The sequence below is a fragment of the Mesorhizobium waimense genome (assembly GCF_003601975.1).
In the GTDB taxonomy this organism is placed as follows: Bacteria; Pseudomonadota; Alphaproteobacteria; order Rhizobiales; family Rhizobiaceae; genus Mesorhizobium; species Mesorhizobium waimense.
The window spans coordinates 1-24,002 of record NZ_QZWZ01000041.1 but is presented as its reverse complement, the minus strand read 5'-3'; the positions used below and the strand labels follow the sequence as shown (position 1 = coordinate 24,002).

The following is a 24,002-nucleotide window of genomic DNA, read 5'->3' as shown; positions in this document are numbered from 1 at the left end:
TCCTGTCGGTCAGTTGACCTCAATCCGTCGGCAAAAATCGCTATGTACCATAGCAACTATATTCGCTATGCCGCATAGTCTTTTTCGCTTGACAAGACCCTCGGTCCCGGCGATCGGTTGGGACATGGCAGAGACAAAACTTCGCGCTGGCGATCCCGACTTAGCCGAGACCGCGCTCGATGCGCAGATCGGCTACAATTTGAGGCGCGCCTCAGCCTTGGCGCTCAACGATTTCACGGTCGAGATGGCGAGTGCCGCGCTGCGCCCGGTGACCTACGGCATGCTGGCGCTGATCGACGAAAGACCAGGGATCAGCGCCGCCGAGCTCTGCCGCCTGCTCGGCATGAAAAGCGCCAACATGGCGCCGCTGCTCGCCGAACTCGAGGAGCGTGGCCTGGTCGAGCGCGACGACCATGCGCAAGACAGGCGCGTCCGGGTGCTGGCCCTGACCAAGGCCGCGAGAAAAGCCATGCCGGCATGGCGACGGCAGGTGCGCGGGCACGAGGATCGGTTTCTGCACAAGCTGACAGCCAAGGAACGGTCGACGCTGCTGCGGCTGTTGCGGCTCATCTGGACGGATGAAGAAGACTGAGGCAGGCCTAGCGCCGGGAAAGCCGTGATGGAACAACAGAATAGCAGCGCGTATCCTGCGCAAGCGATTCAACCACCGGCGCCTCGCTGTCAGGAATGATTGGCTTCCCGATTCCGGTTTTCGTCGGCCTCGGCTAGACTGATCTCAACCGCAACCGGGCTGTTCTTCCGATGATCGTCCAGACCTGCATCAACGGCGCGCGTGGCGCCGATTTTCATCCGCAGCTGCCGCTCGACGCGGACGCCATGGCGCGTGATGGCGCGGCCTCTGTCGCGGCCGGTGCGGCAGAGCTGCATGTGCATGCGCGCGGGCTCGACGGCCGCGAAAGCCTGGCACCGGCGGCGATGGACGCGACGGTGCTCGCGCTGCGCCGCGCCTGCCCGGGAACGCTGATCGGCGTCTCCACCGGCGCCTGGATCGAGAACGACGGCCAGCGCACGCTTGTGGCCATCGCCGGCTGGCGCGAATTGCCGGACTATGCCTCGGTCAATCTCAGCGAGGCGGCGGCGCCGCTGGTGATGGAGAGCCTGCGCCAGCGCGGCATCGGCATCGAGGCCGGGCTTGCGTCGATCGCCGACGCCGAGCGGCTTGTCAGCCTCGACCATGGCGGGCGGGTGCTGCGCATCCTGATCGAGATTTCAGAGCAGACGCTGGACGAGGCTTTCGCCGTCGCAGGCGGCATCGAAAAGGTGCTGGAGCGCGCCGGCATCCGCCGCGCCATCCTGCTGCATGGCGAGAACGCGACCGTGTGGCCCTTCGTCGAGCGGGCTGCGGCGCGCAAGTGGTCGACGCGTGTCGGGCTGGAAGACGGCAAGGAGTTGCCGGACGGCACGGTGGCAGCGGGCAACGCGGCGCTGACGGCGGCCGCAGTGGCGATCTTCCGGGCTGGCCGATAGTCGCTGATCCATCCAAGTATGCCCCTGGCGTCGAAGCGATGCTTCGCGCACCGATGCGGCCTGGTCGGGCGTCGGCTGTATCCGGCCTTGTTGACAACCTCCGGAACCGCTCTTGCTGTTTTAAAACATTATCCCTATGATATTTTCATATCAGAAACAAAATGTGCCATCATTATTCTCTTTTATGAAAGTCTGAGCATTGCGGGAACATCTCGACCAGACCGACCGGCGACTGGTCAAATTGCTGTCGCAGGATGCCCAGCCCGGCATCAATCGGCTCGCTGAGACAATGGCGGTCTCGGTGCCGACGGTGCGCACGCGGCTGCGCAATTTGCTCGACCGCAACCTGCTCAAGATCGTCGGGCTGCTCAACCTGACCGAGCGCCCCGAATTGATCTCGGCTATTGTCGGTATCAATGCGCAGGGGCGCGGTCGCGCCCGCGAATTGGCGCAGCGCATCTCGGAACTGCCTTTCGTCAACTCGGCCTCCGTCGTCACCGGGCGCTTCGACATCATCGTCGACGTGACTGTGGCCGGCGATGTCGCCGACCTCTACCGCATCACCAGCGAGCTGATTCCCGGCGCGGGCATTCCGGGCGAAGTCGTGCGCAGCGAGACCTTCGTCGTCATGGCCTCCTGCAACAAATGGGTCAGCCTGCCGGAAGGCTGCTGGTCGGAAGAAACACCGGCGCGCAAGGAGCCGACATGAAGATCGCGGTTCTCGGCGGCCTCGGCCTGCAAGGCCGGGCGGCCATCGCCGATCTCGGCTGTGGCAACAGATCGATGACCGCATCGACATCGGCCAGCACATTGACGAGTGCCGGGCCGATCGCGCCATCGGGCACGACGAAACGCAGGCGTGAAAGGTCGGTCAGGCCCTCAAGCCGGGCAGGGCCGTCAGAGGCGGTGTCGACGCAGACGACTTCTTCGACACCGACACTGGCGACGGCGCGAGGCGGTGCTAGCGGCGATCGCGACGCGCACACCGCTGGTCACCACCAATTACGGCAAGGCCATCGCCGATCTCGCACCGGCGGCGGAAAAAGCCGGCGTTTCAATCATGACCGAATGCGGACTCGACCCCGGCATCGACCTTGTGCTTTACGCGCGCGCCGCAAGGCAGTTCGACACCATTGCATCAATCGATTCCTATTGCGGCGGCATCCCCGAACCAAAGGCGATGGCCAGGCCGCTCTGCTACAAGGTGAGCTGGAACTTCGACATGGTTCTGGTCAGCCAGAACCGCGACAGCGTGATGATCGAGGACGGCGAGCGGGTCGCGGTGCCGGCCGGCCAGCAACATGACAACCGCTTCATCCACGAGATCGAGGTCACGGGCCTGGGCCGGCTGGAAGCCTTCCCCAATGGCGACGCGCTGCATTACGTCGAGATGCTGGCCGCCGCCATGGGGCTACAGCGCTCAGGCCGCTACACGCTGCGCTGGCCGGGATGGTCGGCGTTCTGGGCGCCGCTGAAGGAGCTTGGCTTCCTCTCCGAAGACAAGGTGCCCGGCACCAGCGCCAGCCCGCGCGAATTTCTCGGCCGGCTGCTCGGCCCGCAATTGCAGTATAGCGCCGACGAGAAGGATTTGTGCGTGATGCGCAATGTCTTTTCCGGCATCGAAGCCGGCCGCCGCAAGACAGTGACCTCGGAGCTGGTCATCGAACGCGACCTCGCCTCCGGCCTGTTCGGCATGAGCCTCGGCGTCGGCTACCCCGCAAGCATCGTGGCGCAGATGCTGGCGCGAGGCGAAATCGCCAAGCCCGGCCTGCTCAACCCGCTGCTGCATGTGCCCGAAGGCCGCTTCTTCGGCGAATTGGCGAAGCGCGGCATCCGGGTGACCGAAACGGTCGACTGGGACTGAAGAGACGATTTTCGGACGGTGGTCGCCGCCGGCAACGGCGCTGCTGCTCAAAAAGGCACCCCGAAGGGTGAAATAACAAACGACAACAAGGAGGAATGCCACATGAAGATTGCCAAGCTTTTCATCGCCGGACTTGCGCTTGCAGGCCTTACCGCCGCTGCCAGTGCCGGAACGCTGGACGACATCACCAAGCGCGGCGAGTTGCGCGTCGCGGTGCAGACGCAGGGACCGCCCTTCTCGCTGGTCGGCGCCGCTGGCGAACGCACCGGCAGTTCGGTCGAACTCGCCGAGCTGATGGCCAAGGAAATGGGGGTCAAGATCACCTTCCTCGATTTCGACTGGGACGGGCTGATCCCGGCGCTGCTCTCGGGCAAGGCCGATCTTCTGGTCGCCGACATGACGCCGACCTTGGCGCGGGGCATGAAGGTCGCCTTCACCAAACCTTACATGTATACGGGCAGCACCGTCTTCACCAAGGCCGACGGCAAGTTCAAGACCACCGAGGACTGCAAGGCCAAGGGCACCAAGATCGCCGTGCTGCTTGGCGCCACCGGCGAGAAGGAGGCCAAGACCGCCTTCCCCGATGCCGACATCAAGAGCTACAAGGGCGGCGGCCCGCTGCTGCTCGACGCCGTCAACAACGGCCAGGCCGATTGCGGCGTCAACGACGTCTCGGCGGTCAAGGGTCAGTCGACCGCCTATCCGGCCGGCAGCTTCACTATCATGCCGGACCTCCTGTCGAAGGAGCCGCTTGCGTTCGCCACACGCTATGACGAGCCGGACCTGCTGGTCTGGATGAACCTGTTCCTCGACCAGGTCAGCGTCGACGGCCGTCTGCAGAAGAACCTCGACTACTGGGTCAATTCCGACGCCTGGAAGAAAGACCACTAAGCAGCGATAGATCCGAGCGGCTTCGCGCGCCTCGACGGCGCGAAACCGCTCGGAATTCGCTTTGTCCACCGCTTCGCTCGTCTCGGGGACTTCGTTTAGCATGCTCGAAAATTTCAGCTTCCGCACCATCGTCGAATATCTGCCTCTGTTCGGGCAGGGCCTCGTCACGACCGTGTGGCTGTCGGCGCTGTCCTTTGCCGGGGCGCTTGCCGTCGGCATCGTGCTCGCTGCCATGAGCCTGCAGCGCGGCTGGCTGTTTCGCGTGCCGGCCAAGGCCTATATCGACGCTGTGCGCGCCACCCCTTTGCTGGCGCAGCTCTATTTCCTCTATTTCGGCCTGCCTCACCTTGGCTTCGTGCTGCCCGAGCTTGTCGTCGGCATCCTCGCGCTGTCGTTGAACAGCGGCGCCTATGTCGCCGAGATCATCCGCGCCGGCATCCTGTCGATCCCGCGTGGCCAGGTGGAAGCCGGCGTCGCGTCGGGGATGACCTATGTCCAGCGCATGCGCCTGGTCATCCTGCCGCAAGCGTTCAAGGTGACAATCCCGCCGCTGCTCGGTCAGGCGATCGTGCTGGTCAAGGATTCGGCGCTGCTGTCGCTGATCTCGGTTTCCGAGCTGACGCGCGCCGGCCAACTGCTCGCTTCCGACCGTTTCATGCCGGCAGAAGGTTTCATCACCATCGCCGCCTTCTACCTCCTGCTCTACTACGGCCTCAAGGGACTGGCGGCGCTCTCCGGTCGTTGGCTCGGCTTGCAGCCGGCAAGGAGCAGCACATGATCTGGCAGCAGCTGCAAAGCCTCGTCGGAAGCTACCCCCTCGCTCTGCGCGGCCTCGGCGTGACCGTGGTGCTGTCGCTGATCAGCCTGGTGCTGGGCACGCTGCTCGGCTTTGGTCTCGGCATCTTGCGAACCGGCGGCAATCGGCTGATCAGTGCGGCGATCGGCGCCTGGGTCGACCTGATCCGCGGTACGCCGTTCCTGGTGCAGATCTTCCTGATCTTCTTCATCCTGCCGGAATTCGGCATCGAGCTCGACGCCTTCACCGCTGGCATCATCGCGCTGACCAATCTGGCGGCCTGCTTCATCTGTGAGATCGTCGTCGCCGGCATCCGCTCTGTGCCGACCGGCCAGGTCGAGGCGGCGCTGGCGTCCGGCCTGTCGCGCTGGCAGCGGATGCGCCAGGTGGTGCTGCCGCAGGCGATGCGCATCGTGCTGCCGCCACTGGTCGGGCAATATGTACTGCTGATCAAGGATTCCTCTGTTGTTTCGGCCATCGGGCTGACCGACCTTACCCGGGTCGGCTGGCTGGTGGTGCAGCGCGTGCCGAACGGCCTCTTGGTGTTCTTCCTCGTCGGCCTCGGCTATTTCATCGTCTGCTACCCACTGATCATGCTGGCCCGCCGGCTGGAACGCCGCATGGGTGCGGCACATGGCGAGGTGCAGTTGTGACGGCGAGTCCCAGCAAGAATGGTACCGGCATGATCGAGTTTCGCGGCGTCAACAAATGGTTCGGTGCGCTCAACGTGCTTCGGGATATCACGCTCAGCGTCGAGCCGCGCGAGGTCGTCGTCGTCTGCGGCCCGAGCGGCTCGGGCAAGAGCACCTTGATCCGCTGCATCAACGGGCTGGAGACAATCAGGGACGGCGATCTGGTGGTCGACGGCCAGCGCCTCGGCGACCCCGCCACCAACATGACGCGGCTGCGCACCGAGATCGGCTTCGTCTTCCAGTCGTTCAACCTCTATCCGCACAGGACAGCGCTGGAGAACGTGACGCTGGCGCCGATCCATGTGCGCAAGATCCCGCGCAACGAAGCCGAGCAGGCCGGACGCGAGCTGCTGGCCAAGGTCGGCCTTGCCGACAAGGTCCATGCCTATCCGGCGCAACTCTCCGGCGGCCAACAGCAGCGCGTGGCGATCGCCCGCTGCCTCGGTATGCGCCCCAAGATCATGCTGTTCGACGAGCCGACATCGGCGCTCGACCCCGAGATGATCTCGGAAGTGCTCGACGTCATGGTCGCGGTGGCCGAGGAAGGCATGACCATGATGGTGGTGACACACGAGATGGGCTTTGCCCGCAAGGTCGCGCAGCGCGTCGTTTTCATGGATGCCGGCGCCATCGTCGAAAGCGGCACGCCAGAGGAGTTTTTCTCACAGCCCAAGACCGACCGCAGCCGCGCCTTCCTCAGCAAGATCCTGCGGCACTAGGCGTCTAACTAGGCTTCAGCCGGCCGATATCTTCAGCCGAACGTCGCCCGAAGCTCAATGCGGATATCGACCCACTCGCAGCGCTGGCTGTCGTGATAGAAAGATTGGAAGGGTGGCGGGAACGCTGGGTCGGCGAAGGCGCCGACGGGGATGGCGATCACGCCGGGCTGGACATCGATCCGGTAATGCACCGTGTGCCGCAATCGGGGCAGAAATTGTATGTGACGCGGCCGCCCGCTTCGCCGAATTCCGCCAATCGCCCGTGGATTGATACGCCCTCCTCGGCAAACCGGACATTGAAGCTGAAGGCGCTGCCGGTGCGCCGCTTGCAGTCGAGGCAATGGCAGACCGAGATGCGCACCGGTTCGCCCACGCAAGTGGCTGACAGCTGGCCGCAAGAACATTCCGCGCGGACGCGTGACCATGGCTGGCTCCTTTTCAGCTTCACTGTTTCTCACCCGAGACCGACCAGAGATCGAGGACCTTATGGGGTTCGTGGGCGTAGCGGAGGGGACGCCTCGCCGTTCAGCTTCTCCTCGTCAAGGAGCTTCGGCGCCTGGCGGATCCGGCGCAAGTGAGACACGGACCGACGGTGGGCCTTGTCAGGTCTGCCAAGCATCCAAATCCGCTAGGATTTGCGCCTTTACCGCAGGATCGGCGTAGCTTGCGCGTACCGATGTCGCGGCAAGCTGCCGGATGGTTTCGCTGTCCCAGGCGAAGGCCTCGGCGCAGGCGGCATAGGATGCTTCGAGGGTCGTGTCGAGCAGCGTCGGATCATCGGTGTTGATCGAGACCGGAACACCGGCCTTGCGCAGGGCGTCGATCGGATGTTCGACAAGCGAGGGATACACGCCGAGCGCCACGTTGGAGATCGGACAGATACCCAGGGGAATCTGCCTCCGCGCCAGCAGGTCGACAAGGTCCGGTTCCTCGATCGCGCGCACGCCGTGGTCGATGCGGTCGGCGCCGAGCAGTTCGATTGCGTCGCGGACGCCTTCCGGGCCGCTCGACTCGCCCGCGTGAACGGTGCGTCGCAGGCCCGCTGCCGCGGCACGGCGAAACGCCTCGGCAAAGCGCGGACCGGTGCGGCCGGCAGCCGCCTCGTTGCCGTCGATCGACAGCGCAACGACGCGCGGATGCCTGATTTCGCTCAGCAACTCCACCAGCTCGATCGCTTCCGCCGCCGACTGGGTGCGAAGCAGGCTGACGCAAAGGCCGACCGGCGGGTGTCCGTCCTGCTCGGCGGCCGCGAAACCCGCATCGAAAGCGTCGATCATACCGGGGATATTCCCATGCCAATGCGGCCAGTGCGTCGGGTTGACGATAACGTCGGCATAACGCACGCCGCTTCTGCCCATGCGCTGCGCAAACTTGTAGGCCGTGGTGGCCAGTTGCTCGCGCGTCCGGAACGTCCCGCACAACCAGTCGAGCATCTCGAGGAAGCTCTTCAAATCGTGCGCCTCGAAGAGCCTGTCGCGCGGCGCACGTAGCGGAATGCCGGCTTCCCCGCAATTCCTGATCACATCGTCGGCCTCGAAGCAGCCCTCGACGTGGATATGCACTTCGGCTTTCGGCAGTCCGATGTAGTCGACCAATGACGCCTCCCAGTTTGCAAGCGCCTTCAAATCATGAAATGGCCGGTCGCCATTTCAAGAAATGATTGAAAGAATTGCGCGCAGCGCCCGGGAATGGCGCTCTTGTTGGTTTCCTGCGAAAAAGGCGACCGGCCTCGATGATGGCTAATCTCCCCCTTGCGGGGGAGATCGGCAGTTTCAGCCTACTGCGTATCGGCGTGGGCCCTCAGCTCCGCGCGCTTCTCATCCGACACCACCGCCAGATCCAGCACCTTCTGCAATTCGGCGGCATGGTGGAAGGACGGCTCGGGCTGGACGCCGCTCAGCACCGCGTCGACGAAGCGCTGGTAGTTGGTCGGCACCGTGCCGGGATCGAGCACCTGCCATTTGGCGGCCTCGATGTTTTCGCCGATGCAAGCCTTGAGCTCGGATCCTTCCAGATTGTGCACCACTTCAAGGCCGCCCTTGTCGCCATAGATGCGCAGCCTCAGTTCGTTGAAGTGGCCGGTCGCCCAGCGGCTGGCATGCACGACGCCGAAGGCGCCGTTGGCGAAATCCAGCGTCATGGCGAAGCTGTCATTGGCGTCGAGCCTGTATTCGCCGATGCGGTTGCCGGGCGCCTTGTCGAAGGCCCTGAGGCGGCAGAACACATGGTCGATGTCGAGGGCGGCACCGTAGCTGGCGAAATCGAGGATATGGATGCCGACATCTCCGAGGACGCCGTTGGAACCGTGGTCGCGGGACAGGCGCCACAGCCATTTCGGATCGGTGCGCCAGTCGCCCCAATGCTTCGACACCAGCCAGCTCTGCAGATAGGACGCCTCGACGTGCCTGACTGTGCCGATCTCGCCTGCAAGCACCATGGCGCGAGCCTTCTGAAGTGCTGCGACATTGCGATAGGTGAGGTTGACCATGTTGACGATGCCAGCGGCCGCGGCGGCGTCGGCCATCTCATTGGCCTTGCCGAAACTCTCGGCCAGCGGCTTTTCGCACAGCACCGGCTTGCCGGCGGCGATCAGCGCCATGGTGGTCGGGTGATGGATGCGGTCCGGCGTGACATTGGCGACCGCGTCGAAGGCGCCCCATTTCAGCGCCTCCTCCAGCGACGCGAAGCGGTTGGGGATACCGAAGCTGTCGGCGAATTCGCCGACGCGGGCCGCGTCTACATCGACGGCGGCGACGATGTCGACGCCCTTTATCTTGCCGAACTGCCGGGCATGCTCCTGAGCCATCCAGCCGGTGCCGAGTATCAGAAGTCGCATTTTTGCTCCTCCGAGCGAATTGCCTAGGGTAAAATTGAGGGACGTAAGCCGGCGGGAGAACCGCTCAGCGGAAGCCGGCCTCGCCTGCCGCGTGCAGCTTGCCTCCGCGCTCGACGATCGGCTCCAGCGCCTTGTCGATCGGCACGTTCGGCGCATCGAGGATGGCCGGCTTCGCGCCTTGCGGGTTGTGCGCCCATTTCACGGCGTTGCGCAGCACCTTCTGCACGGTGGCATCGTGATAGGTCGGATAGGTCTCATGGCCCGGCCTGAAATAGAAGATGTTGCCGGCGCCGCGCCTGTAGGTCAGCCCCGAGCGGAACACCTCGCCGCCCTGGAACCAGGAGATGAACACCGTCTCCAGCGGCTCCGGCACGGCGAACTGCTCGCCATACATCTCCTCGTTCTCGAGCTCGAAATATTCGCCGACGCCCTCGGCGATCGGGTGGCTCGGGCTGGTGACCCAGAGCCGCTCCCGCTCGCCGGCCTCGCGCCATTTCAGCGTGCAGGGCGTGCCCATCAGCCGCTTGAAGATTTTTGAGAAATGGCCGGAATGCAGAATGATCAGCCCCATGCCCTCGAAGACCCGGCGCGCAACGCGCTCGACCACTTCGTCGGCGACGGCGCCATGATCCTTGTGGCCCCACCAGACCAGCACGTCGGTCTCGGCCAGGCGCGCGGCCGACAGGCCGTGCTCGGGCTGCTCCAGCGTCGCAGTCGAGGCGGAAATGCCAGTGTCCGTGTTCAACGCCTTGGCGATGGTGGCGTGCATGCCTTCGGGATAGATCGAGGCGACCACCTCATTGGTGCGCTCATGGATATTCTCGCCCCAGACGACAGCACGTATTGTCATGACATCCTCGTGGTGAAATCGGAGCCGACCCGCCCGGCCCAGTCATAGTCTGCTGGGCGCGGAATGGAAACGTTTTCGCGGAAGTTTTGCCGAAGCTTTCGTCATCGAAGCAGGAGCGAAGCGACGTCGCGGAGACCTTGGGATGGCGAATCCATAGCGGCATGGCCTTGCCAACCCAAATCGAAAATTCCTTTTCAAACAACGCGATAGCGGCCAGTCCTGCCAAGCTGATTCAGGCTCGCCCGGCATCCATTGGCAATTGCCACGTCTCGTCTACAATACCGGCCATGCGCGAGGCGCTCATTGGGGTGGCGATCTTTGTCTGTCTGGCGGGAGCTTCGCTGGTCAGCCTGATGATTTATGAGCGCTTCCCGGCCCACCATCGCCAGGACGATACCAGCGCCGTGGTGCGACATGCCGCGAACCTGTTCGTAGTGATGTCCTCGCTGGTGCTCGGCCTGATGATCAACTCGGCCAAGAACACGTTCGAATCCATCGACCACAACGTCCACGCCTTCGCAACGGAACTGATCCTGCTCGACCGCTCGCTCAGGCAATACGGACCCGAGACCGATGCGGCGCGCCAGTCGCTTGCCGCCTATGCGCAGCGGGTTGTCGATGCCACCTCCCCCAGCCAGCAGACCCCGGCCGTCGCCAACCGGCTGTCCGAGCTGCTGCTCAACCAGGTCGGCGATATGCTGGCGGCACTGACACCGCCGGAGGCCAGGCATGCGGCCCTGCTGCAGAATGCGACCCAGCAGCTGCAGAAAGTAATCGAGCGACGCTGGGTGCTTATCGAACAGTCGGAAGGCGCGATCCCCGCGCCGCTGATCGCGCTGCTCGTCGCCTGGCTGACGCTGATCTTCGCCAGTTTCGGCTTCAGGGCGCCGCGCAACGCCACCGTCGTCTGCACCTTCATCGTGTCGGCGGCGTTGGTCGCCTCGGCACTCTATCTGATCCTGGATATGGACCTGCCGTTCTCGGGCCCGATCCAGATTTCGCCGGCGCCACTGCAGCGGGCGCTGACGGAAATGACGCAATGATGTCCAGCTAGCCCGCGCGGCCTTCCTGGGCGACCTGCGTCAAGGGCTTGGACATGCGCGGCACAACGACGAGACGCTTGATCTTGCCCTTCTTGTAGGCGGCGAGGAAGCGGGAATAGTCCTTGAAGACGACGCAGCCATTGGATTCGGCGCGGCCGCCGCGCAGCATGTAGGTGTGGGCAAGCAGGCCGTCGCGGCCATATTTGTTGTTGCCACTGGCGGGCGTCAGGCGAATCGCCTCGACGCCGTGGAAGCGCGATTCACGCAGCGACAGATTGTAGGTGTCGGGCGGTGTCGGGCCGACATTCTTCTTGTGGACGAAGCGCGGCTGGTCGACCATCGAGCCCAGCCCCGAATGTGCCTCGAGCCGCGAGCCGTCCGGCATGTAGACGGTCTTGGCCGAGATGTCGTAGACGGCAACGCCGTTGCCCATGCTGGGCCTGCTGGTGAACAAATTGCCGAAGACCCCACCTGCGCCGCGCTCGGGCATGTCAGGCTTGGCATAGGCCAGCATTTCCCCGTCCTGGGCCTTCGACCGCTTGGCTGGCTTGGCCGGCTTGCCCTGGCTGGCTTGCTTGCTCTGGCTGCCCTGCACGCCCTGGCTGACCTGCACGCCCGGCAAGGCCCCGTGCTCGGCGCTACGCGGCGACAGGGCCGGCGCGCGGGGTGTCCCGGCCGGTGGCATATCCGCGGCCTTGGCCGACTGGGCCTTGGTGGTCTTTGCCGCCTGCGCCTTGGGGGCTTGAGCCTTTGGCGCCTCGGTCTTGGGTGCCTCTGTCCTGGAGGCCTGGGGCTTGGGGGACTCGGCCTCGGGGGCTTGGGCCGGTTGGTCGATCTCCGCCTGCGGCCGGCCGGTCGGCAACGGAATTTCCGGCATCTCGTCCTGCGGCGGCAGCGAGGCCAGTTGAACCTCAGCCTGTTGCGGTTCCTGCTGCACGTCGGGTGGTGCCAGCGCAACGGACGGCGGCGGCGACAACATATCGGCCTCCGGCATAGCATTGGCCAGCGCAAGGGCCAGGCGCGACGAGCGTTCTATCTCCGCCACTTGCGGCCCGAAGCGCACCGATGCAGGGCCGTTCTGGTCAGGCATGCGAACAACCGGCTCGGCGAAGCGGGCATCGGACGGCAGGCTTGCCAGCATGAAGGACCCGTTTTGGGCGCGGGCGAAGACGGCGGCGAGCTTTTGCGGCGACAGTTTTGCCCTCGCCACCACGCCGTCGAAGCGGTCGCCGGGCAGAGCGGCAAGCGCTACGGCATTCGGTGTCTTCGGCGCGATGATGTCCGGCTTTGCCGCCGGCTGCAGCCGCGCCATCTTGCCGTCGTGGCCGAAGCTGGAAGCCGCGCGCAGGCAGCCGGCATCGCACTGGCCGAGCAGCGAAGCCCGCCGCCCATTGGCGGAAAGCTGCGGCGCCCAGGCGAGCGCCCGGCGCGCGTCGGCAAGCGCAATGGTTCTGGGCGCAAGCAGGCTTTGCGGCAGCCCGTTGGAAGCGGCAGTGAGCGAGGTGCCGACGGAATCAAGGCCGGCCATCGTCGCCACCGACCACAGAGCGATCACCGCGCCGACGGCGGGAACCGCGACCCAGCGCAAGCCGGGCTTCTTCGAAGTCAATCCACGCTCAGGATTGTCACCCCGGTCTGTCAAACGCACAAACGCCATACAACCACTCTCAATCGGCTTGCCGGCTTGTGGGCCTCGCATCCGTCTCGATTACAGTTCGCGTGGTGCCCCCTGCACCTTCCTGCGTCTGTTGCCGATTGATTCAAAAGATGGACAAAGTTGGTTAACCAATCCCTCCACCGGTCGCCGATTTGGCGGCGGTCATGCTGAAAATGCACCCTCCAAGGCGATGAACCGGGCTGAATTCCCGTCCATGACCAGCTTTGCTGCCCGTTTTTAACCGCTGAGTCAAGAAAGCCTGCGGCGGGTTGCCTGGGCTGATGCCCGCCAACGGGCCGACCTTGGTTAACACCGGAGGCGGCGGCAACACTCATGCACCGGCAGAAAAACGGGGGTGACGCATGTCTTTCGAGACTTAACCAGGTCCGGCATCACGAAGACGAAAGGCATGAGCGAATGCGCAGAACGGTCTTTCGAACCAATCATATTAGATTTCACTAATGAAATATTGGGTGTAATGTTTTCCCCGGAGCATTCTAGACACTAGAGCAGCAGCCAACTCCAAAGAGCGGGAGCTGGGCTCGTCGCGCCGGCAAATCAGACGCTCGTAAAGGAGGAGGCAATGCGCATCCATTCCAGCCCTATTTTCCTGGCAGTTATCGCCGTCGCCTGGGCATCGGCGGCACCTGCTGCCGATACGAGCAACGAGAAGCTGATCGAGAATGCGGTGTCCGCGGCACCGGAGGCTGTCGGCAAAAATGCCGCTGTGGTGAATTGGGAGATGAAGACGTTGCGGAAGGGTACGAACGGCTTCACGTGCATTCCCGACGACCCCGGTACTCCGGTCGACGACCCGATGTGCACGGATGAGAACGGAATGGCGTGGATGCACGCGATCATGTCCAAGAGCGCGCCGCCGGAAGGCAAGGTTGCTTTCGCCTATATGCTGAAGGGAGGGGCCGCGGCCAGCAATACCGACCCCTTTGCAACCAAGCCGCCGGAAGGGGCCGACTGGCTGCATGACGGTCCCCACGTGATGGTCATGAACGCGCCGGCCATTATGGCCCTGTATCCCCATGAACCAGACCCGTCTCAGCCCTATGTCATGTTCCCCGACACGCCCTATGCGCACCTGATGATACCGGTCAAATAGTCCAGAACCTGCCACCTAGTGGCGGCAGGTCACTCTCGTGGACGGGAAGCCTGATTGTTGAAGCTCGCGGCCGTGACGCTGGCAGCCGTGCTTGCTGCAGGTGCGGCTCTGGCCCACAAGGGCGCGACGGGTATTGTCGCTGAGCGCATGGCGGCGATGAAGGACATGAGCCGCGAGTTGAAGGCTATCGGAGACATGTTCGGAGGACATGCGCCGTTCGATGCGGCGGCCGTGGCTCGGCACGCCGACAGCAATTGCCACCGAACCGCAATCCTGTTTCCGCCTGGCAGCGCGGATCACCACAGCAAAGCCCTGCCGGCAATCTGGGAAAGGCCGGAGGCATTCCAGGAGGCGATGCAGGCACTGCACAACGCGACCGAGAAGTTCGCCGCGACCGCGCCTCTTGGCGACAGGGACGCGCTCGCGGCTTCTTTCGAACAGATCCGGAAAATCTGCAACGGCTGCCACGAGAGGTTTCGCTCGCCCGAGAATTGAGGCGATGAGCCGGCCTACCTGCCCGGAGCAAGGCCCGGGCTGTCGCCATTTGGAGAAAATTAATGAGCGAATGCTAATAAGACAGATCAAAGGCCACGAACCATGACCAAGAACCTCAACAACGCCAAGCCCAATACTCCTGCAAACGAGACAAGGCCGTCGACTTTCGGCAAGGTGGCGCCGGCGCTGTTCCCGCTGGCGGTGGCGGCGCTCGGCTATATGGTCGGCAAGCAGTTCTTCGGTTTCTGAACCGGCGTCGAAGGCTCAGCCTTCAGCCTTGAAATTCCTCGCCTCCTTGTCGACCTTTTCGCTGTCCTTGCCGTGCTCGCGCATCAGGTCCCTGGCCTGCTTGGGCGAGACATCGGTGGTCTCGGCCAAGCGCATTGCCTTCCGCTTCCCGCTTTCGGTCTTCGGCTTGCGTACGGATTTGCGGTTGGCCGTCACGATATTTCACTTTCCTGCTGCTTCAGCTCTCGTGCCGCCTGTTCCAATGCGGCGCGGTCATTGCCGATGCGGTCGACCAGCGCCTGCGCCTGATCGCCGGTGATGCCGGTTCGCAGCGCCAGCGCCTCGACGTCCAGCACGTTGTCCGGGTCGATGGTCTGATCGTCTCGCGGAATGTTGTCCTTGGCGAACTTGTTCATAACGCATCTCCTTGGCTTCTGGACACTTCTGGACAACGGCGGGGCGACCGGGCGGTTTCCGTCTTCGGCGGTTCGGCCAACTCCCTCGCCTGCTTCCCAATCCCTGCCCTCCGCCCTAGCTTCGCTGGGACAGGAGGATCGGCATGGCGATCTATGGTCTGAGAGTGGTGAGCTTCATCTTCGCGGCGCTCGCCTTCGTACCGGCAGGCGCGCATGTCTTTGCGATGTTCAACAAGCTTAAGCTCGACGGCACGAGCTATCTTGCCGCGCAGCGCGCCTATGACGGCTGGAGCCTGTTCGGCATCGTCGTGCTGGGAGCGCTTCTGTCGACCGCAGCACTTGCGGTGCTGCTTTACCGCTTGGGCGGCGCGTTCGGCCTCGCCGCGCTCGCCTTCATCGCCATCGGCGCCACGCAGCTCGCCTTCTGGACGTTCACGTTCCCGGTCAACCGGGCAACGCGCAACTGGACCATGCTGCCCGACAATTGGGAGATGCTGCGGCGGCAGTGGGAATATTCGCATGCGGCCGCCGCCTGCCTCAATGCGCTGGCGCTGCTTTTGCTGTTCCTTTCAGCGCTGCGCCGCGCCGGGTGATTTCCATCCGTTCTGTGAAACCGATTGCAAAATGCAATCTGTTTTGTATCCTTGGTGAGACAAGGAGACCCCGATGGGCAAGATCATCTATTCCATGCTGATGTCGCTGGACGGTTACATTGCCGGGCGGACGGAAACATCGACTTGCCGGTGCCCGAAGAAGAATTGCACCAGCATTTCAACGACGAGATGAGACAGACCTCGATCATGCTCTGCGGACGGCGGTTGTATGAGGCGATGCACTTCTGGGACAGCCCGGACCGCGAGACCGGCGCCGAAGTCGAGCGGGATTTTGCCCGCGCGTGGCGGGAAACGCCGAAGATCGTGTTTTCGACGACGCTGCGGGAGGTCGGCTTGAACGCCCGGCTGGCGAGCGGTGACGCCGAGACCGTGGCCAGGGATCTCAAGGCAGAGACGGATGGCCAAATCGTCGTCGGCGGCGCCGAACTTGCCGCGTATCTGGCACGCGCGGGCCTCATCGACGAGTATCGGCTCTACATGCATCCGGTGGTGCTCGGCGGCGGCAAGCCGTACTTCCACGCCGACCTGTCGCTTAGGCTAACGCCGCTTGGTACGGAAAGCCTTTCGCAGGGCGTGACGCTGCTGCGCTACGCCCCGGCCTGAGCCTCAAGTGCTCAGGCCAGCCATTCCCGGACCGCCGGGCGGGCCAGGACCTCGCGCATGCGGGCTTCGGCGTCGGCGACAGCAAGCGCCATCGGCGCGCGGGTCGGGCCGCAATCGACGCCGATGACGCGGAAGGCCGCCTTCATGCCGGGCAGCACGCCGGTTTCCAATAGCGCCTCGACGAAATCCTGCGATACCATCTGCAAGGCGCGGGCACGGCCGAGGTCACCCGCGCGGACTGCCCGGTCGACTGCCACATAGAGCTTGCCCAGCAGATTGTAGGTGGTGCCGATGCCGCCCTCGGTGCCGAGCATTCCGGCGGCGGCGTAGATCTCGTCAAAACCGTAGTAGAACAGCTTTTGCGGCTGCCGCTTGCGCAGCAGCGAGTATTTGAACAGGTCGGTCGAGGTGTATTTGATACCGACGACATTGGCGAGATCGAGCAGCCGCACCAGAAGCGCCAGCGGCAGCGGCCGGCCGGTGCGCAAGGGGATCTCGTAGACGATCAGCGGCAGGTCGGTGGCCGCCGCCAGCGCCTGGTAATAGGCAAACACCTCTTCGTCGGAGAACGGGTAGGAATGCGGCGGCAGCGCCGACAGCGCATGGTAGCCGAGTTTTTCAGCCTGCCGCGCCAGGCGAACGGAGTCGCGCAGATTGGGCATGCCGACATGGGCGATCAGCGTGGTGCCCGACCCCGCCGCATGGGCGACGACCAGTTCCTGCTGGGCCAGCAGTTCGTCGACCGTCAGCAGGCCTGACTCGCCGCTGCTGCCGCCGACATAGAGTCCGGCCAGCCCCTGGCGCAGCACATAGTCGTTGATGTTGCGCTGGCGCTGCGGATCGAACTCGCCCGCGTCGCTGAGGCCGGTCATCAGGGCGGCATACATGCCGGCCAATTCTCTCGTCATTGTTGGACCCTCGGTGCTTTCAGAATTTTGTCCGGATCATCTAAGCCTGATCCTCTGATTCCGGATCGGGCTCTATCGTCTTGTTCCGGCGCGATCTTTTCTGGTAGTCGGCTGCGCATCAGTGGCATCTCCTAAGCCTCCCCTGCGTGGTGGCAGGTGACGATGTGCTGCGCGGCGTTGGATGAGCTGAAATCGCGCGGCTCGGGCGCAACCCGGGCGCAGATCTCAGTCGCCTTCGGGCAGCGCGGATGGAAATGGCAGCCGGATGGCGGCTTCGACGGATCGGGCACTCCACCGCCGAGCACAATGCGACGGCGCGTGCCGCCGGCCTTCGGATCGGGAACGGGGATCGCCGACAGCAGCGCCCGCGTATAGGGATGCATCGGCGTGCCGAATACCGAAGCCGTGGTGCCGGTCTCGACGATGCGGCCAAGATACATCACCGCAACACGGTCGCTGAGATAGCGGATCATCGACAGATCGTGGCCGATGAACAGATAGGTCAGGCCAAGCCGCGCCTTCAGATCGTCGAGCAGGTTGACGATCTGCGCCTGGATGGAGACGTCGAGCGCCGAGATCGGTTCGTCGGCGATGATGAATTTCGGGCTCCCGGCAAGCGCGCGGGCGATGCCGACGCGCTGGCGCTGGCCGCCAGAGAGCTCGAACGGATAGCGGTCGCGCAGGGGCTCGCGCAGACCGACCAGCGCCAGCAGCTCGCTGACACGCGCCTCGCGCGAGGCACGGGTGCCGATCTTCTGGGCGCGCAAGCCCTCGCCGATGATGCGGCCTACGGTCATGCGCGGGTTGAGCGAACCGAACGGGTTCTGGAACACCATCTGCATGTCGCGACGGCGTTCTTTCGCCCGCTCGCCCGACGCATCGGCATAGTCCTTGCCCTCGAACCGGATTTCGCCTTCGCTCGGCCGTTCGAGGCCAAGCACGGCGCGGCCCGTCGTCGACTTGCCGCAGCCGCTTTCGCCGACCAGCGCCAGCGTCTCGCCGCGCAGCACCTCGAAGCTGACGCCGTCGACGGCGCGCACCGCGCCGACCTGGCGCCTCAGTACGCCGCGACGGATCGGGAAATGTACCTTCAGGCCGAAGACGGTGAGCAGCGGCTCATTTGGCGCTGCTTTGGATGCCCGATCGGTCGCCACGGCAGCGGCCGGCACGCGCGACACTCCGTGCAGCTCGCGCCAGCGCCAGCAGGCGGCGGCATGGCCCGATACGACCGGCTCCAGCACCGGCTTTGCCTCACGGCATCGTGAGACGGCATGGTCGCAGCGCGGCGCGAAGGCGCAGAAGGTCGGCGGCAGCATAACGTTGGGCGGCGCCCCCTTGATCGGCACCAGCCGGGTGTTTGCCGCCGTCAGCGACGGGATCGAGTTGAGCAAGCCGATCGTGTAGGGATGGGTGGGGGCTGCAAACAGCCGCTCCACCGGTGCCGTCTCGACGAGGCTGCCGGCATACATCACCGCGACGCGCTCGACGAAGCCGGCGACGAGGCTGAGGTCATGGCTGATCCAGATGATCGCCATGCCGAGCTCTTTCTGCAGGCGGGCGACCAGCTCGACGATCTGCGCCTGGATGGTGACGTCGAGCGCGGTGGTCGGCTCGTCGGCGATCAGGATCGAGGGCTTGCAGACGAGCGCCATGGCAATGCCGATGCGCTGCAATTGCCCGCCGGAAAACTGGTGCGGGAAGGCTTGCATGCGCTGCGCGGCATTGGCGATGCCGACGAGGTCCAGCATGTCGAGTGCCTGGCGCTCGGCTTGCTTTTCGCTGAGCCCCTGATGCTCGCGCAGCGCCTCGGTCAATTGCAGGCCGATGGTCAGCACCGGGTTCAGCGACGACATCGGGTCCTGGAAGATCATGGCGATGTCGCGGCCGCGGATGTGCCGCAACTCGCTGTCGGGGATGGTGAGAAGATCGCGGCCACGAAACAGCGCGCGGCCTGATGTCACCCGGCCTGGCGGCTTGCGGATCAGGCCCATCAGCGTCTGCACGGTGACCGACTTGCCGGAGCCGCTCTCGCCAACGATGGCCAGTGACTCGCCCTCGGCAAGGTCGAAGGAGACGTCGTTGACGGCGTAGACGGAATTGCCGCTCGGACCGAACTCGACGCTCAGTCCCTGCACGGAGAGCAGCGGCCCCTGCCCGACCATCTCAGGCCTGTCACGGGTCAAGGTATCGGTGCGCCTCATTTGCCTTGGCCCATGATGTGCTGCGGGTCGAGCGCATCACGCAAGCCGTCGCCGACGAAGTTGATGCTGAGCACGGCGACGGCGATCATGGCGCCGGGCGGGATCCACATCCAGGGCTGGCTCTCCAGGATCGATAAGGTGCGCGCGTCGCGCAGCATGTTGCCCCAGCTGGCGGCGGGCGCCTGCGCACCGAGACCGAGGAAGGAGAGCGAGGCTTCGAGCAGGATGACGGTCGCGACGTCGAGAGTGATCGCCACCAGGATCGGGCTCAACACATTGGGCAAGATATGTTCGAGGATGATGACCGAGGGCGAGGTGCCGAGCGAGCGTGCGGCGAGGATGAATTCCTGGTTGCGCAGCGAAAGGATCTCGCCGCGCGTCAGCCTGGCGATGGACGGCCAGCTGAGCAGGCCGATCACCAGCATGGTGTTGAGGATGCTGGGGCCGACCACGGCAACAAAGGCGATGATGATGACCAGGCGCGGAAAGGTCAGCACCATGTCGATCAGTCCCATAAGGAAGAGATCGACCTTGCCGCCGAAATAGCCGGCGACCGCCCCGATGAAGATGCCGATTGCCGCCGAGATCGACACCGCGACGAAGCCGACCGTCAGCGAGATGCGGCCGCCGTAGAGAATGCGGGCGAAGATGTCGCGCCCAGTGCCGTCGGTGCCAAGCCAATGGACGCCGCCAGGCGGCTGGTTGCGGCCCCTGAGGTCGATGTCGTTCGGCCCGTAATGGGCGATCAGCGGCGCGAAAATGCAGGCGAGCACGATGATGGCGAGCACCACCAGCCCGATCGTCGCCAGCCGGTGGTGCAGGAAGCGGCGCGCCGCCTCGCCCCACAGGCCGCGCGAGGCGCCGGCGGCAATACCGGCGTCGATGGCGGTGGCGTCAGTCATAGCTCACCCTCGGATCGAGCACGCTGTAGGCGAGATCGGTGGCAAGGTTGGCCAACATGACGATGATGGCGGTGATCAGCACGTAGCCCATGATTACCGGGCTGTCGCGGTTGACCACCGCGTCGATGAACATCAGGCCGATGCCCGGCCACTGGAAGATGGTCTCGATCACCACCGAGCCGCCAAACAGCGTCGGCAGAGCGAGGCCAAAAACGGTGACCAGCGGAATCAGCGCGTTTCGCAGACCATGGCGCAGCACGATGATGCTGGGCCTCAGCCCCTTGGCTTTGGCGGTGCGCATATAGCTCTGGTTCAGCACTTCGAGCATGCCGGCGCGGGCATAGCGCATGAAGATCGCGGCGCGGAACAGAGCGAGCGCCGCCGCCGGCAGGATCAGGTGTCTGAGATTGTCGGCGATCGAGAAACTGTCGCCCGCGGTCGAGATGCCGGAAGACGGCAGCCAGCGCAGTTCCAGCGCAAAGACATAGACCAAGAGCAGGCCCATGAAGAAATCAGGGATCGAGACGCCGACGAAGCCGCCCAGCGTCAGCGAATAGTCAGTCAGCCTGTATTGCCGGAGCGCCGAGATGACGCCCAGCGTGGTGCCGATGACGAAGGCGGCGAGAAGTGCCACGCCCATCAGTTCCAGCGTCATCGGCAGGCGTTCGCCGATGATCGCGGCGACGCCGCGGCCATTGACGAAGGAGCGTCCGAGATTGCCGTGCAGGATCTCGCCGATCCAGTTGAGGTATTGGATGTAGAGCGGCTGGTCGAGGCCGAGCTCGCCGCGCCGCATGGCGATCAGTTCCTCGCTCGACGGCGCCTCGGCCGTGATCATCGCCAGTACGGCGTCGCCCGGCATGGCATGCGCGATGGCGAAGACGATGATCGTGACGCCGAACAGCACCGGCACGCCGAGCAGGAGCTTGCGCAAGAGGTAGCTGAGCACCGGCCTCTCCTATGCCAAGCGCGAGTGTTGAAGGCGGGGAATCATGGGGCTCCGCTGGGCCGGAGCCCCATGGCAGTCGAGCATGCTCGGCGGCCTACTTGGCCACCTCCCACTTCTCGACTTCGTTGTAGACGGCGTGGTTGAATATCACGAGCGGCTGCTCCTTGAAGTGCTGGGCAAGGCCGACGATGCGGTTGTTGAAGGCGAGCGGACGCACCTCGTTCCACAGCCAGGCCTTGGGCAATTCCTTGTTCAGGATGCGCGAGGCTTCCTGGTACGCCTCGGCGCGCACCTCACGATCCGCCGATTCCAGTCCCTTGTTGAACAGTTCGTCGAGCTTCTGATTGCAGTAGCCGAAGCCGAGCGGCTTGGCGCCGCAGACCACCAAAGGCGAGCCGAGCGAGGGATCGAGCCCCATGCCGTTGGCGAAAAAGCCCATCTGGAAAGTGCCGTCGGCATAGACCTGGTTGATGGCCGCCGGATCGAGCAGGCGCGGCTGGATGTTGACGCCGACTGCGGCCAGATAGCTTTGGATGGCGGTGACGGTATCGACGTTCATCTGGTCGGAATAATAGTAGATGAAATCGACCGGCTGGCCGCCGTCCCAGCCCGCTTCGGCAAGCAGTTGCTTGGCCTTGTCGGGATTGTAGTCATAGGGTTCGAGGTCCTTGGCGCGGGCCCAGTCCTGCGGGAACAGCGTGTTCGACAGTTCGCCGGCGCCCTGCTTGACGGTGTCGATGATCGCCTTGCGGTCGATGGCGTAGAGCATCGCCTGGCGCACCCTGACATCGGCGAAGCGCTTGTCGGCCAGGTTGAACTGCAGATAGGTCGGCAAGCCGGCGGAAAATTTCGGCAGCACCGTCAGATAGTCGAGCTTCTGCAGCCGGGCGAGTTCGGAGATCGGGACGCCGCCGCCCTCATAGGACATGGCGTCGACCTCCTTCGTCTCCAGCGCGGCGATGATCGGCGGCACGTCCTTGTAGATCTGGTAGATGATGCGGTCGAGCTTGGGCGCACCGAGGAAATAGTCGGGATTGCGGTCGACCTCGACATACTGGTCGCTCTCGTATTTCTTCCAGATGAACGGGCCGGTGCCGACGCGGTTGACCCAGAAGGCATTGCCCTTGATGTCCTGCGGAGCGACCTTGCCCAGAATGTGTTCGGGAAAGATGCTGATGGCGATAAGCTGCAACTGGACCCAGAGCGGCTTGGCGCTGTCGAGCTCGACCTGGACGGTCATGTCGTCAAGTGTTTTCACCCCTGCAAGCGAGGAGGCGGAGCCATCCTGAAACGCCTTGTATCCGGCCACCGCGCCAAGCTTCTGCGACCAGGGCGAACCGACCTTGGGGTTGGCGTAGAGGTTGAGGCTGAACACCACGTCCTTGGCGGTGAAGGGCGTGCCGTCATGCCATTTGACGCCGTGGCGCAGGTTGAAGATGTAGGTCTTGCCGCCGTCCGGCGTCTTCCAGCTTTCGGCCAGCATCGGCTGCACGTCGTCGCCCGTCCATTTGATGTGGACGAGGCCCTGCAGAACCGTCTCGTCGAGCCTATGGCCGCAGGTGGTGTGCAGCGTGCCCATCTCGATGCAGCCGGTACGCATTGCCGAGCGGAACGTGCCACCATCCGCCTTGGCGAAGCCTGCGGCAAACATCATGGCCAGCGCCGGCACAAGGCTCATCAACAATCGTCTCATGGAATTCTCCTCCCGTTGTTTTCCGGCGGCCGAGATCGGGGGCCATGCCCCTGCTCCGGGCCTGCTCCCGCGCCAGGCCTCGCCTGTCGCACCGGCCGCCGCGCCATCAGCCAGCGGCGGCCTCCTCCAACCCTTGGTTCCGCAAGTCCTCACTTGCGGCTACTGGTATAATAGCTTAAAAGGTAGACCATGCACAATATGCCGGTACGAAAAAAATTGTCGGACGAGGTTCGCCTGCGCCTGGAGGAGATGATCCGTGACGAGGTCTATCCGGTCGGCGGCTCGCTGCCGTCCGAGCGCGAGCTGATGACGATGTTCGATGTCGGCCGCCCCTCGGTGCGCGAAGCGCTGTTTGCGCTGGAGAAGATGGGGCTGGTGCGCATCAACAGCGGCGAAAAACCCAAGGTGACGCGGCCGACGCCGCGCAGCATGCTGGAGCAGCTGACCGGAACGGCGCATCTGTTGATGGACCAGCCGGACGGCATCGGCCATTTCGAGCAGTTGCGCCTGTTCCTCGAAGTCTCGATCGCGCGCCATGCCGCCGAGGTGGCGACATCCACGCAGATCGCGGCACTTGCGGCGGCCCTTGCCGAGAACGAACGCGCCATCCCCCGCGCCCGCGCCTTCGCCGTCACCGACGTCGCCTTCCACCGCGTGCTGACCGAGATCCCCGGCAACCCGATCTTCCTCGCCGCGCATGAGGCGCTGGTGGAATGGCTGATCAACCAGCGCATCCACATGGCCAACACCGAAGTGGAGAACCGTAAGAGTTTTGCCGGCCACCAGGCGGTGTTCGAGGCGATCGAGCGCCACGACCCGGAAGCGGCGGGCGGCGCCATGCGCAAGCATCTGGAAAACGCCCGGCGCAAGTTCAATGCCGGCGCGTCGAAACAGGACTAGGACCAATCGACATTCAGGATTGAACGAAGCCGCTGACGCGGCATTTGGCGGGTCGGTTTGCGGGTGAAGCTTCTGTTTTGGAGGATTGCGGCTGTTGAAGCGCAATCTTGAGAACAGGAGCAATAAAATGGCCGAGTTGAGCC

At 64.2% G+C, this 24,002-nt stretch carries 27 protein-coding genes and 2 pseudogenes; 15 read left to right on the top strand and 14 right to left on the bottom strand.

Translation table 11 applies throughout. From position 1 onward, the window contains the following. Positions 1-124: 124 nt before the first annotated feature. The 3 genes from D3227_RS31720 (at position 125) to D3227_RS31710 (ending at position 2,197) form a co-directional block, all read left to right on the top strand. Positions 125-592 carry a MarR family winged helix-turn-helix transcriptional regulator gene (locus D3227_RS31720; RefSeq protein WP_120018130.1) on the top strand — a complete coding sequence of 156 codons (468 nt, stop codon included), beginning with the start codon at positions 125-127 and terminating at the stop codon, positions 590-592. A 170-nt stretch (positions 593-762) separates the two neighbouring features. Continuing rightward, complete coding sequence (locus D3227_RS31715; protein WP_120018129.1) at positions 763-1,488, top strand: 3-keto-5-aminohexanoate cleavage protein; 726 nt, start codon at positions 763-765, stop codon at positions 1,486-1,488. Positions 1,489-1,687: 199 nt separating this feature from the next. Further along, positions 1,688-2,197 (top strand): Lrp/AsnC family transcriptional regulator, encoded by a 510-nt coding sequence (locus tag D3227_RS31710; RefSeq protein ID WP_120018128.1) that lies wholly within the window; start codon positions 1,688-1,690, stop codon positions 2,195-2,197. Positions 2,198-2,252: 55 nt separating this feature from the next. Here the strand turns inward: D3227_RS31710 and D3227_RS44465 are convergent. Beyond that, positions 2,253-2,474 (bottom strand): annotated as a pseudogene (locus D3227_RS44465) (hypothetical protein); the annotation flags it as partial. Between D3227_RS44465 and D3227_RS31705 the strand changes: the two are divergent. The 5 genes and pseudogenes from D3227_RS31705 to D3227_RS31685 all read left to right on the top strand — a co-directional run. Then, positions 2,435-3,352: pseudogene (locus D3227_RS31705) on the top strand (saccharopine dehydrogenase family protein); the annotation flags it as partial. The pseudogenes D3227_RS44465 and D3227_RS31705 overlap by 40 nt on opposite strands. A gap of 102 nt (positions 3,353-3,454) precedes the next feature. Continuing rightward, complete coding sequence (locus tag D3227_RS31700) at positions 3,455-4,243, top strand: ABC transporter substrate-binding protein (protein ID WP_120018158.1); 789 nt, start codon at positions 3,455-3,457, stop codon at positions 4,241-4,243. Positions 4,244-4,343: 100 nt separating this feature from the next. After that, positions 4,344-5,021: an amino acid ABC transporter permease gene (locus D3227_RS31695; protein WP_120018127.1), complete on the top strand. Its 678-nt coding sequence runs from the start codon at positions 4,344-4,346 to the stop codon at positions 5,019-5,021. Continuing rightward, positions 5,018-5,692: an amino acid ABC transporter permease gene (locus D3227_RS31690; RefSeq protein WP_120018126.1), complete on the top strand. Its 675-nt coding sequence runs from the start codon at positions 5,018-5,020 to the stop codon at positions 5,690-5,692. Before D3227_RS31695 ends, D3227_RS31690 begins: the two co-directional genes overlap by 4 nt. Positions 5,693-5,721: 29 nt before the next feature. Continuing rightward, positions 5,722-6,450, top strand: coding sequence for an amino acid ABC transporter ATP-binding protein (locus tag D3227_RS31685; RefSeq protein ID WP_120018125.1), 729 nt, complete (start codon positions 5,722-5,724; stop codon positions 6,448-6,450). 32 nt (positions 6,451-6,482) lie between these two features. On the opposite strand, the gene D3227_RS43110 is transcribed toward D3227_RS31685, so the two are convergent. The 5 genes from D3227_RS43110 to D3227_RS31665 form a co-directional block, all read right to left on the bottom strand. Further along, positions 6,483-6,641: a hypothetical protein gene (locus tag D3227_RS43110; RefSeq protein WP_245451962.1), complete on the bottom strand. Its 159-nt coding sequence runs from the start codon at positions 6,639-6,641 to the stop codon at positions 6,483-6,485. Further along, entirely contained in the window at positions 6,608-6,811 is a 204-nt protein-coding gene (locus tag D3227_RS43105) for a GFA family protein (protein ID WP_245451961.1), read from the bottom strand. The genes D3227_RS43110 and D3227_RS43105 overlap by 34 nt, the downstream gene beginning before the upstream one ends. 241 nt (positions 6,812-7,052) lie before the next feature. Continuing rightward, the gene (gene add, locus D3227_RS31675) at positions 7,053-8,045 is read right to left on the bottom strand and encodes an adenosine deaminase (RefSeq protein ID WP_120018157.1); all 993 of its coding nucleotides are present in this window, start codon (positions 8,043-8,045) and stop codon (positions 7,053-7,055) included. Positions 8,046-8,227: 182 nt separating this feature from the next. Beyond that, positions 8,228-9,286, bottom strand: a complete 1,059-nt coding sequence (locus tag D3227_RS31670) for a Gfo/Idh/MocA family protein (RefSeq protein ID WP_120018124.1) — start codon at positions 9,284-9,286, stop codon at positions 8,228-8,230. Positions 9,287-9,350: 64 nt separating this feature from the next. Further along, positions 9,351-10,136 (bottom strand): ThuA domain-containing protein, encoded by a 786-nt coding sequence (locus D3227_RS31665; protein WP_120018123.1) that lies wholly within the window; start codon positions 10,134-10,136, stop codon positions 9,351-9,353. A 287-nt stretch (positions 10,137-10,423) separates the two neighbouring features. Between D3227_RS31665 and D3227_RS31660 the strand changes: the two genes are divergently transcribed. Beyond that, a complete protein-coding gene (locus tag D3227_RS31660; protein ID WP_120018122.1) occupies positions 10,424-11,179 on the top strand; it encodes a bestrophin-like domain in 756 nt (251 codons plus the stop codon). A 7-nt stretch (positions 11,180-11,186) separates the two neighbouring features. On the opposite strand, the gene D3227_RS31655 is transcribed toward D3227_RS31660, so the two are convergent. After that, positions 11,187-12,707 (bottom strand): tlde1 domain-containing protein, encoded by a 1,521-nt coding sequence (locus D3227_RS31655; protein ID WP_342634025.1) that lies wholly within the window; start codon positions 12,705-12,707, stop codon positions 11,187-11,189. A gap of 712 nt (positions 12,708-13,419) precedes the next feature. Between D3227_RS31655 and D3227_RS31650 the strand changes: the two genes are divergently transcribed. The 3 genes from D3227_RS31650 to D3227_RS41905 all read left to right on the top strand — a co-directional run bounded on the left by D3227_RS31650 (position 13,420) and on the right by D3227_RS41905 (position 14,694). Then, positions 13,420-13,950, top strand: a complete 531-nt coding sequence (locus D3227_RS31650; protein ID WP_245451957.1) for a hypothetical protein — start codon at positions 13,420-13,422, stop codon at positions 13,948-13,950. A 72-nt stretch (positions 13,951-14,022) separates the two neighbouring features. After that, positions 14,023-14,445 carry a c-type cytochrome gene (locus D3227_RS31645; protein WP_342634024.1) on the top strand — a complete coding sequence of 141 codons (423 nt, stop codon included), beginning with the start codon at positions 14,023-14,025 and terminating at the stop codon, positions 14,443-14,445. A gap of 102 nt (positions 14,446-14,547) precedes the next feature. Then, positions 14,548-14,694, top strand: coding sequence for a hypothetical protein (locus D3227_RS41905; RefSeq protein WP_167480936.1), 147 nt, complete (start codon positions 14,548-14,550; stop codon positions 14,692-14,694). Positions 14,695-14,709: 15 nt separating this feature from the next. Here the strand turns inward: D3227_RS41905 and D3227_RS31640 are convergent, their stop codons facing one another. Both D3227_RS31640 and D3227_RS31635 read right to left on the bottom strand, forming a co-directional pair. Continuing rightward, positions 14,710-14,889 (bottom strand): hypothetical protein, encoded by a 180-nt coding sequence (locus D3227_RS31640; RefSeq protein ID WP_120018120.1) that lies wholly within the window; start codon positions 14,887-14,889, stop codon positions 14,710-14,712. Then, positions 14,886-15,089: a DUF3606 domain-containing protein gene (locus D3227_RS31635; RefSeq protein ID WP_120018119.1), complete on the bottom strand. Its 204-nt coding sequence runs from the start codon at positions 15,087-15,089 to the stop codon at positions 14,886-14,888. Before D3227_RS31635 ends, D3227_RS31640 begins: the two co-directional genes overlap by 4 nt. Positions 15,090-15,232: 143 nt before the next feature. On the opposite strand from D3227_RS31635, the gene D3227_RS31630 reads away from it, so the two are divergent. Next, on the top strand, positions 15,233-15,682 hold the full coding sequence (locus tag D3227_RS31630; RefSeq protein ID WP_120018118.1) for a hypothetical protein: 450 nt from the start codon (positions 15,233-15,235) through the stop codon (positions 15,680-15,682). Between the two features lie 150 nt (positions 15,683-15,832). Further along, positions 15,833-16,306: a dihydrofolate reductase family protein gene (locus D3227_RS31625; RefSeq protein WP_245451960.1), complete on the top strand. Its 474-nt coding sequence runs from the start codon at positions 15,833-15,835 to the stop codon at positions 16,304-16,306. An 11-nt stretch (positions 16,307-16,317) separates the two neighbouring features. Here the strand turns inward: D3227_RS31625 and D3227_RS31620 are convergent, their stop codons facing one another. From D3227_RS31620 to D3227_RS31600, 5 genes are all read right to left on the bottom strand, one after another. Then, complete coding sequence (locus D3227_RS31620; RefSeq protein ID WP_167480935.1) at positions 16,318-17,214, bottom strand: dihydrodipicolinate synthase family protein; 897 nt, start codon at positions 17,212-17,214, stop codon at positions 16,318-16,320. 131 nt (positions 17,215-17,345) lie between these two features. Continuing rightward, positions 17,346-19,415, bottom strand: a complete 2,070-nt coding sequence (locus D3227_RS31615; RefSeq protein WP_120018116.1) for an ABC transporter ATP-binding protein — start codon at positions 19,413-19,415, stop codon at positions 17,346-17,348. Beyond that, positions 19,412-20,317 (bottom strand): oligopeptide ABC transporter permease, encoded by a 906-nt coding sequence (opp4C, locus tag D3227_RS31610; protein WP_120018115.1) that lies wholly within the window; start codon positions 20,315-20,317, stop codon positions 19,412-19,414. Before opp4C ends, D3227_RS31615 begins: the two co-directional genes overlap by 4 nt. Next, the gene (locus D3227_RS31605) at positions 20,310-21,266 is read right to left on the bottom strand and encodes an ABC transporter permease (protein ID WP_120018114.1); all 957 of its coding nucleotides are present in this window, start codon (positions 21,264-21,266) and stop codon (positions 20,310-20,312) included. Before D3227_RS31605 ends, opp4C begins: the two co-directional genes overlap by 8 nt. A 94-nt stretch (positions 21,267-21,360) precedes the next feature. Next, positions 21,361-22,959 (bottom strand): ABC transporter substrate-binding protein, encoded by a 1,599-nt coding sequence (locus tag D3227_RS31600; protein WP_120018113.1) that lies wholly within the window; start codon positions 22,957-22,959, stop codon positions 21,361-21,363. A gap of 189 nt (positions 22,960-23,148) precedes the next feature. On the opposite strand from D3227_RS31600, the gene nanR reads away from it, so the two are divergent. Next, a complete protein-coding gene (gene nanR / locus D3227_RS31595) occupies positions 23,149-23,859 on the top strand; it encodes a transcriptional regulator NanR (protein ID WP_167480934.1) in 711 nt (236 codons plus the stop codon). Positions 23,860-24,002: the final 143 nt, after the last annotated feature.

Bases quoted from the DNA above. Each gene is read 5' to 3' on its own strand.
- D3227_RS31690 (WP_120018126.1), top strand. From the start codon at position 5,018: ATGATCTGGCAGCAGCTGCAAAGCCTCGTCGGAAGCTACCCCCTCGCT.
- D3227_RS31700 (WP_120018158.1), top strand. From the start codon at position 3,455: ATGAAGATTGCCAAGCTTTTCATCGCCGGACTTGCGCTTGCAGGCCTT.
- D3227_RS31650 (WP_245451957.1), top strand. From the start codon at position 13,420: ATGCGCATCCATTCCAGCCCTATTTTCCTGGCAGTTATCGCCGTCGCC.
- D3227_RS31695 (WP_120018127.1), top strand. From the start codon at position 4,344: ATGCTCGAAAATTTCAGCTTCCGCACCATCGTCGAATATCTGCCTCTG.
- D3227_RS31620 (WP_167480935.1), bottom strand. From the start codon at position 17,214: ATGACGAGAGAATTGGCCGGCATGTATGCCGCCCTGATGACCGGCCTC.
- D3227_RS31715 (WP_120018129.1), top strand. From the start codon at position 763: ATGATCGTCCAGACCTGCATCAACGGCGCGCGTGGCGCCGATTTTCAT.
- D3227_RS41905 (WP_167480936.1), top strand. From the start codon at position 14,548: ATGACCAAGAACCTCAACAACGCCAAGCCCAATACTCCTGCAAACGAG.
- D3227_RS31635 (WP_120018119.1), bottom strand. From the start codon at position 15,089: ATGAACAAGTTCGCCAAGGACAACATTCCGCGAGACGATCAGACCATC.
- D3227_RS31660 (WP_120018122.1), top strand. From the start codon at position 10,424: ATGCGCGAGGCGCTCATTGGGGTGGCGATCTTTGTCTGTCTGGCGGGA.
- D3227_RS31720 (WP_120018130.1), top strand. From the start codon at position 125: ATGGCAGAGACAAAACTTCGCGCTGGCGATCCCGACTTAGCCGAGACC.
- D3227_RS31655 (WP_342634025.1), bottom strand. From the start codon at position 12,707: ATGGCCGGCCTTGATTCCGTCGGCACCTCGCTCACTGCCGCTTCCAAC.
- D3227_RS31670 (WP_120018124.1), bottom strand. From the start codon at position 9,286: ATGCGACTTCTGATACTCGGCACCGGCTGGATGGCTCAGGAGCATGCC.
- D3227_RS31665 (WP_120018123.1), bottom strand. From the start codon at position 10,136: ATGACAATACGTGCTGTCGTCTGGGGCGAGAATATCCATGAGCGCACC.
- D3227_RS31600 (WP_120018113.1), bottom strand. From the start codon at position 22,959: ATGAGACGATTGTTGATGAGCCTTGTGCCGGCGCTGGCCATGATGTTT.
- D3227_RS31630 (WP_120018118.1), top strand. From the start codon at position 15,233: ATGGCGATCTATGGTCTGAGAGTGGTGAGCTTCATCTTCGCGGCGCTC.
- nanR (WP_167480934.1), top strand. From the start codon at position 23,149: ATGCACAATATGCCGGTACGAAAAAAATTGTCGGACGAGGTTCGCCTG.
- D3227_RS31685 (WP_120018125.1), top strand. From the start codon at position 5,722: ATGATCGAGTTTCGCGGCGTCAACAAATGGTTCGGTGCGCTCAACGTG.
- opp4C (WP_120018115.1), bottom strand. From the start codon at position 20,317: ATGACTGACGCCACCGCCATCGACGCCGGTATTGCCGCCGGCGCCTCG.
- D3227_RS31615 (WP_120018116.1), bottom strand. From the start codon at position 19,415: ATGAGGCGCACCGATACCTTGACCCGTGACAGGCCTGAGATGGTCGGG.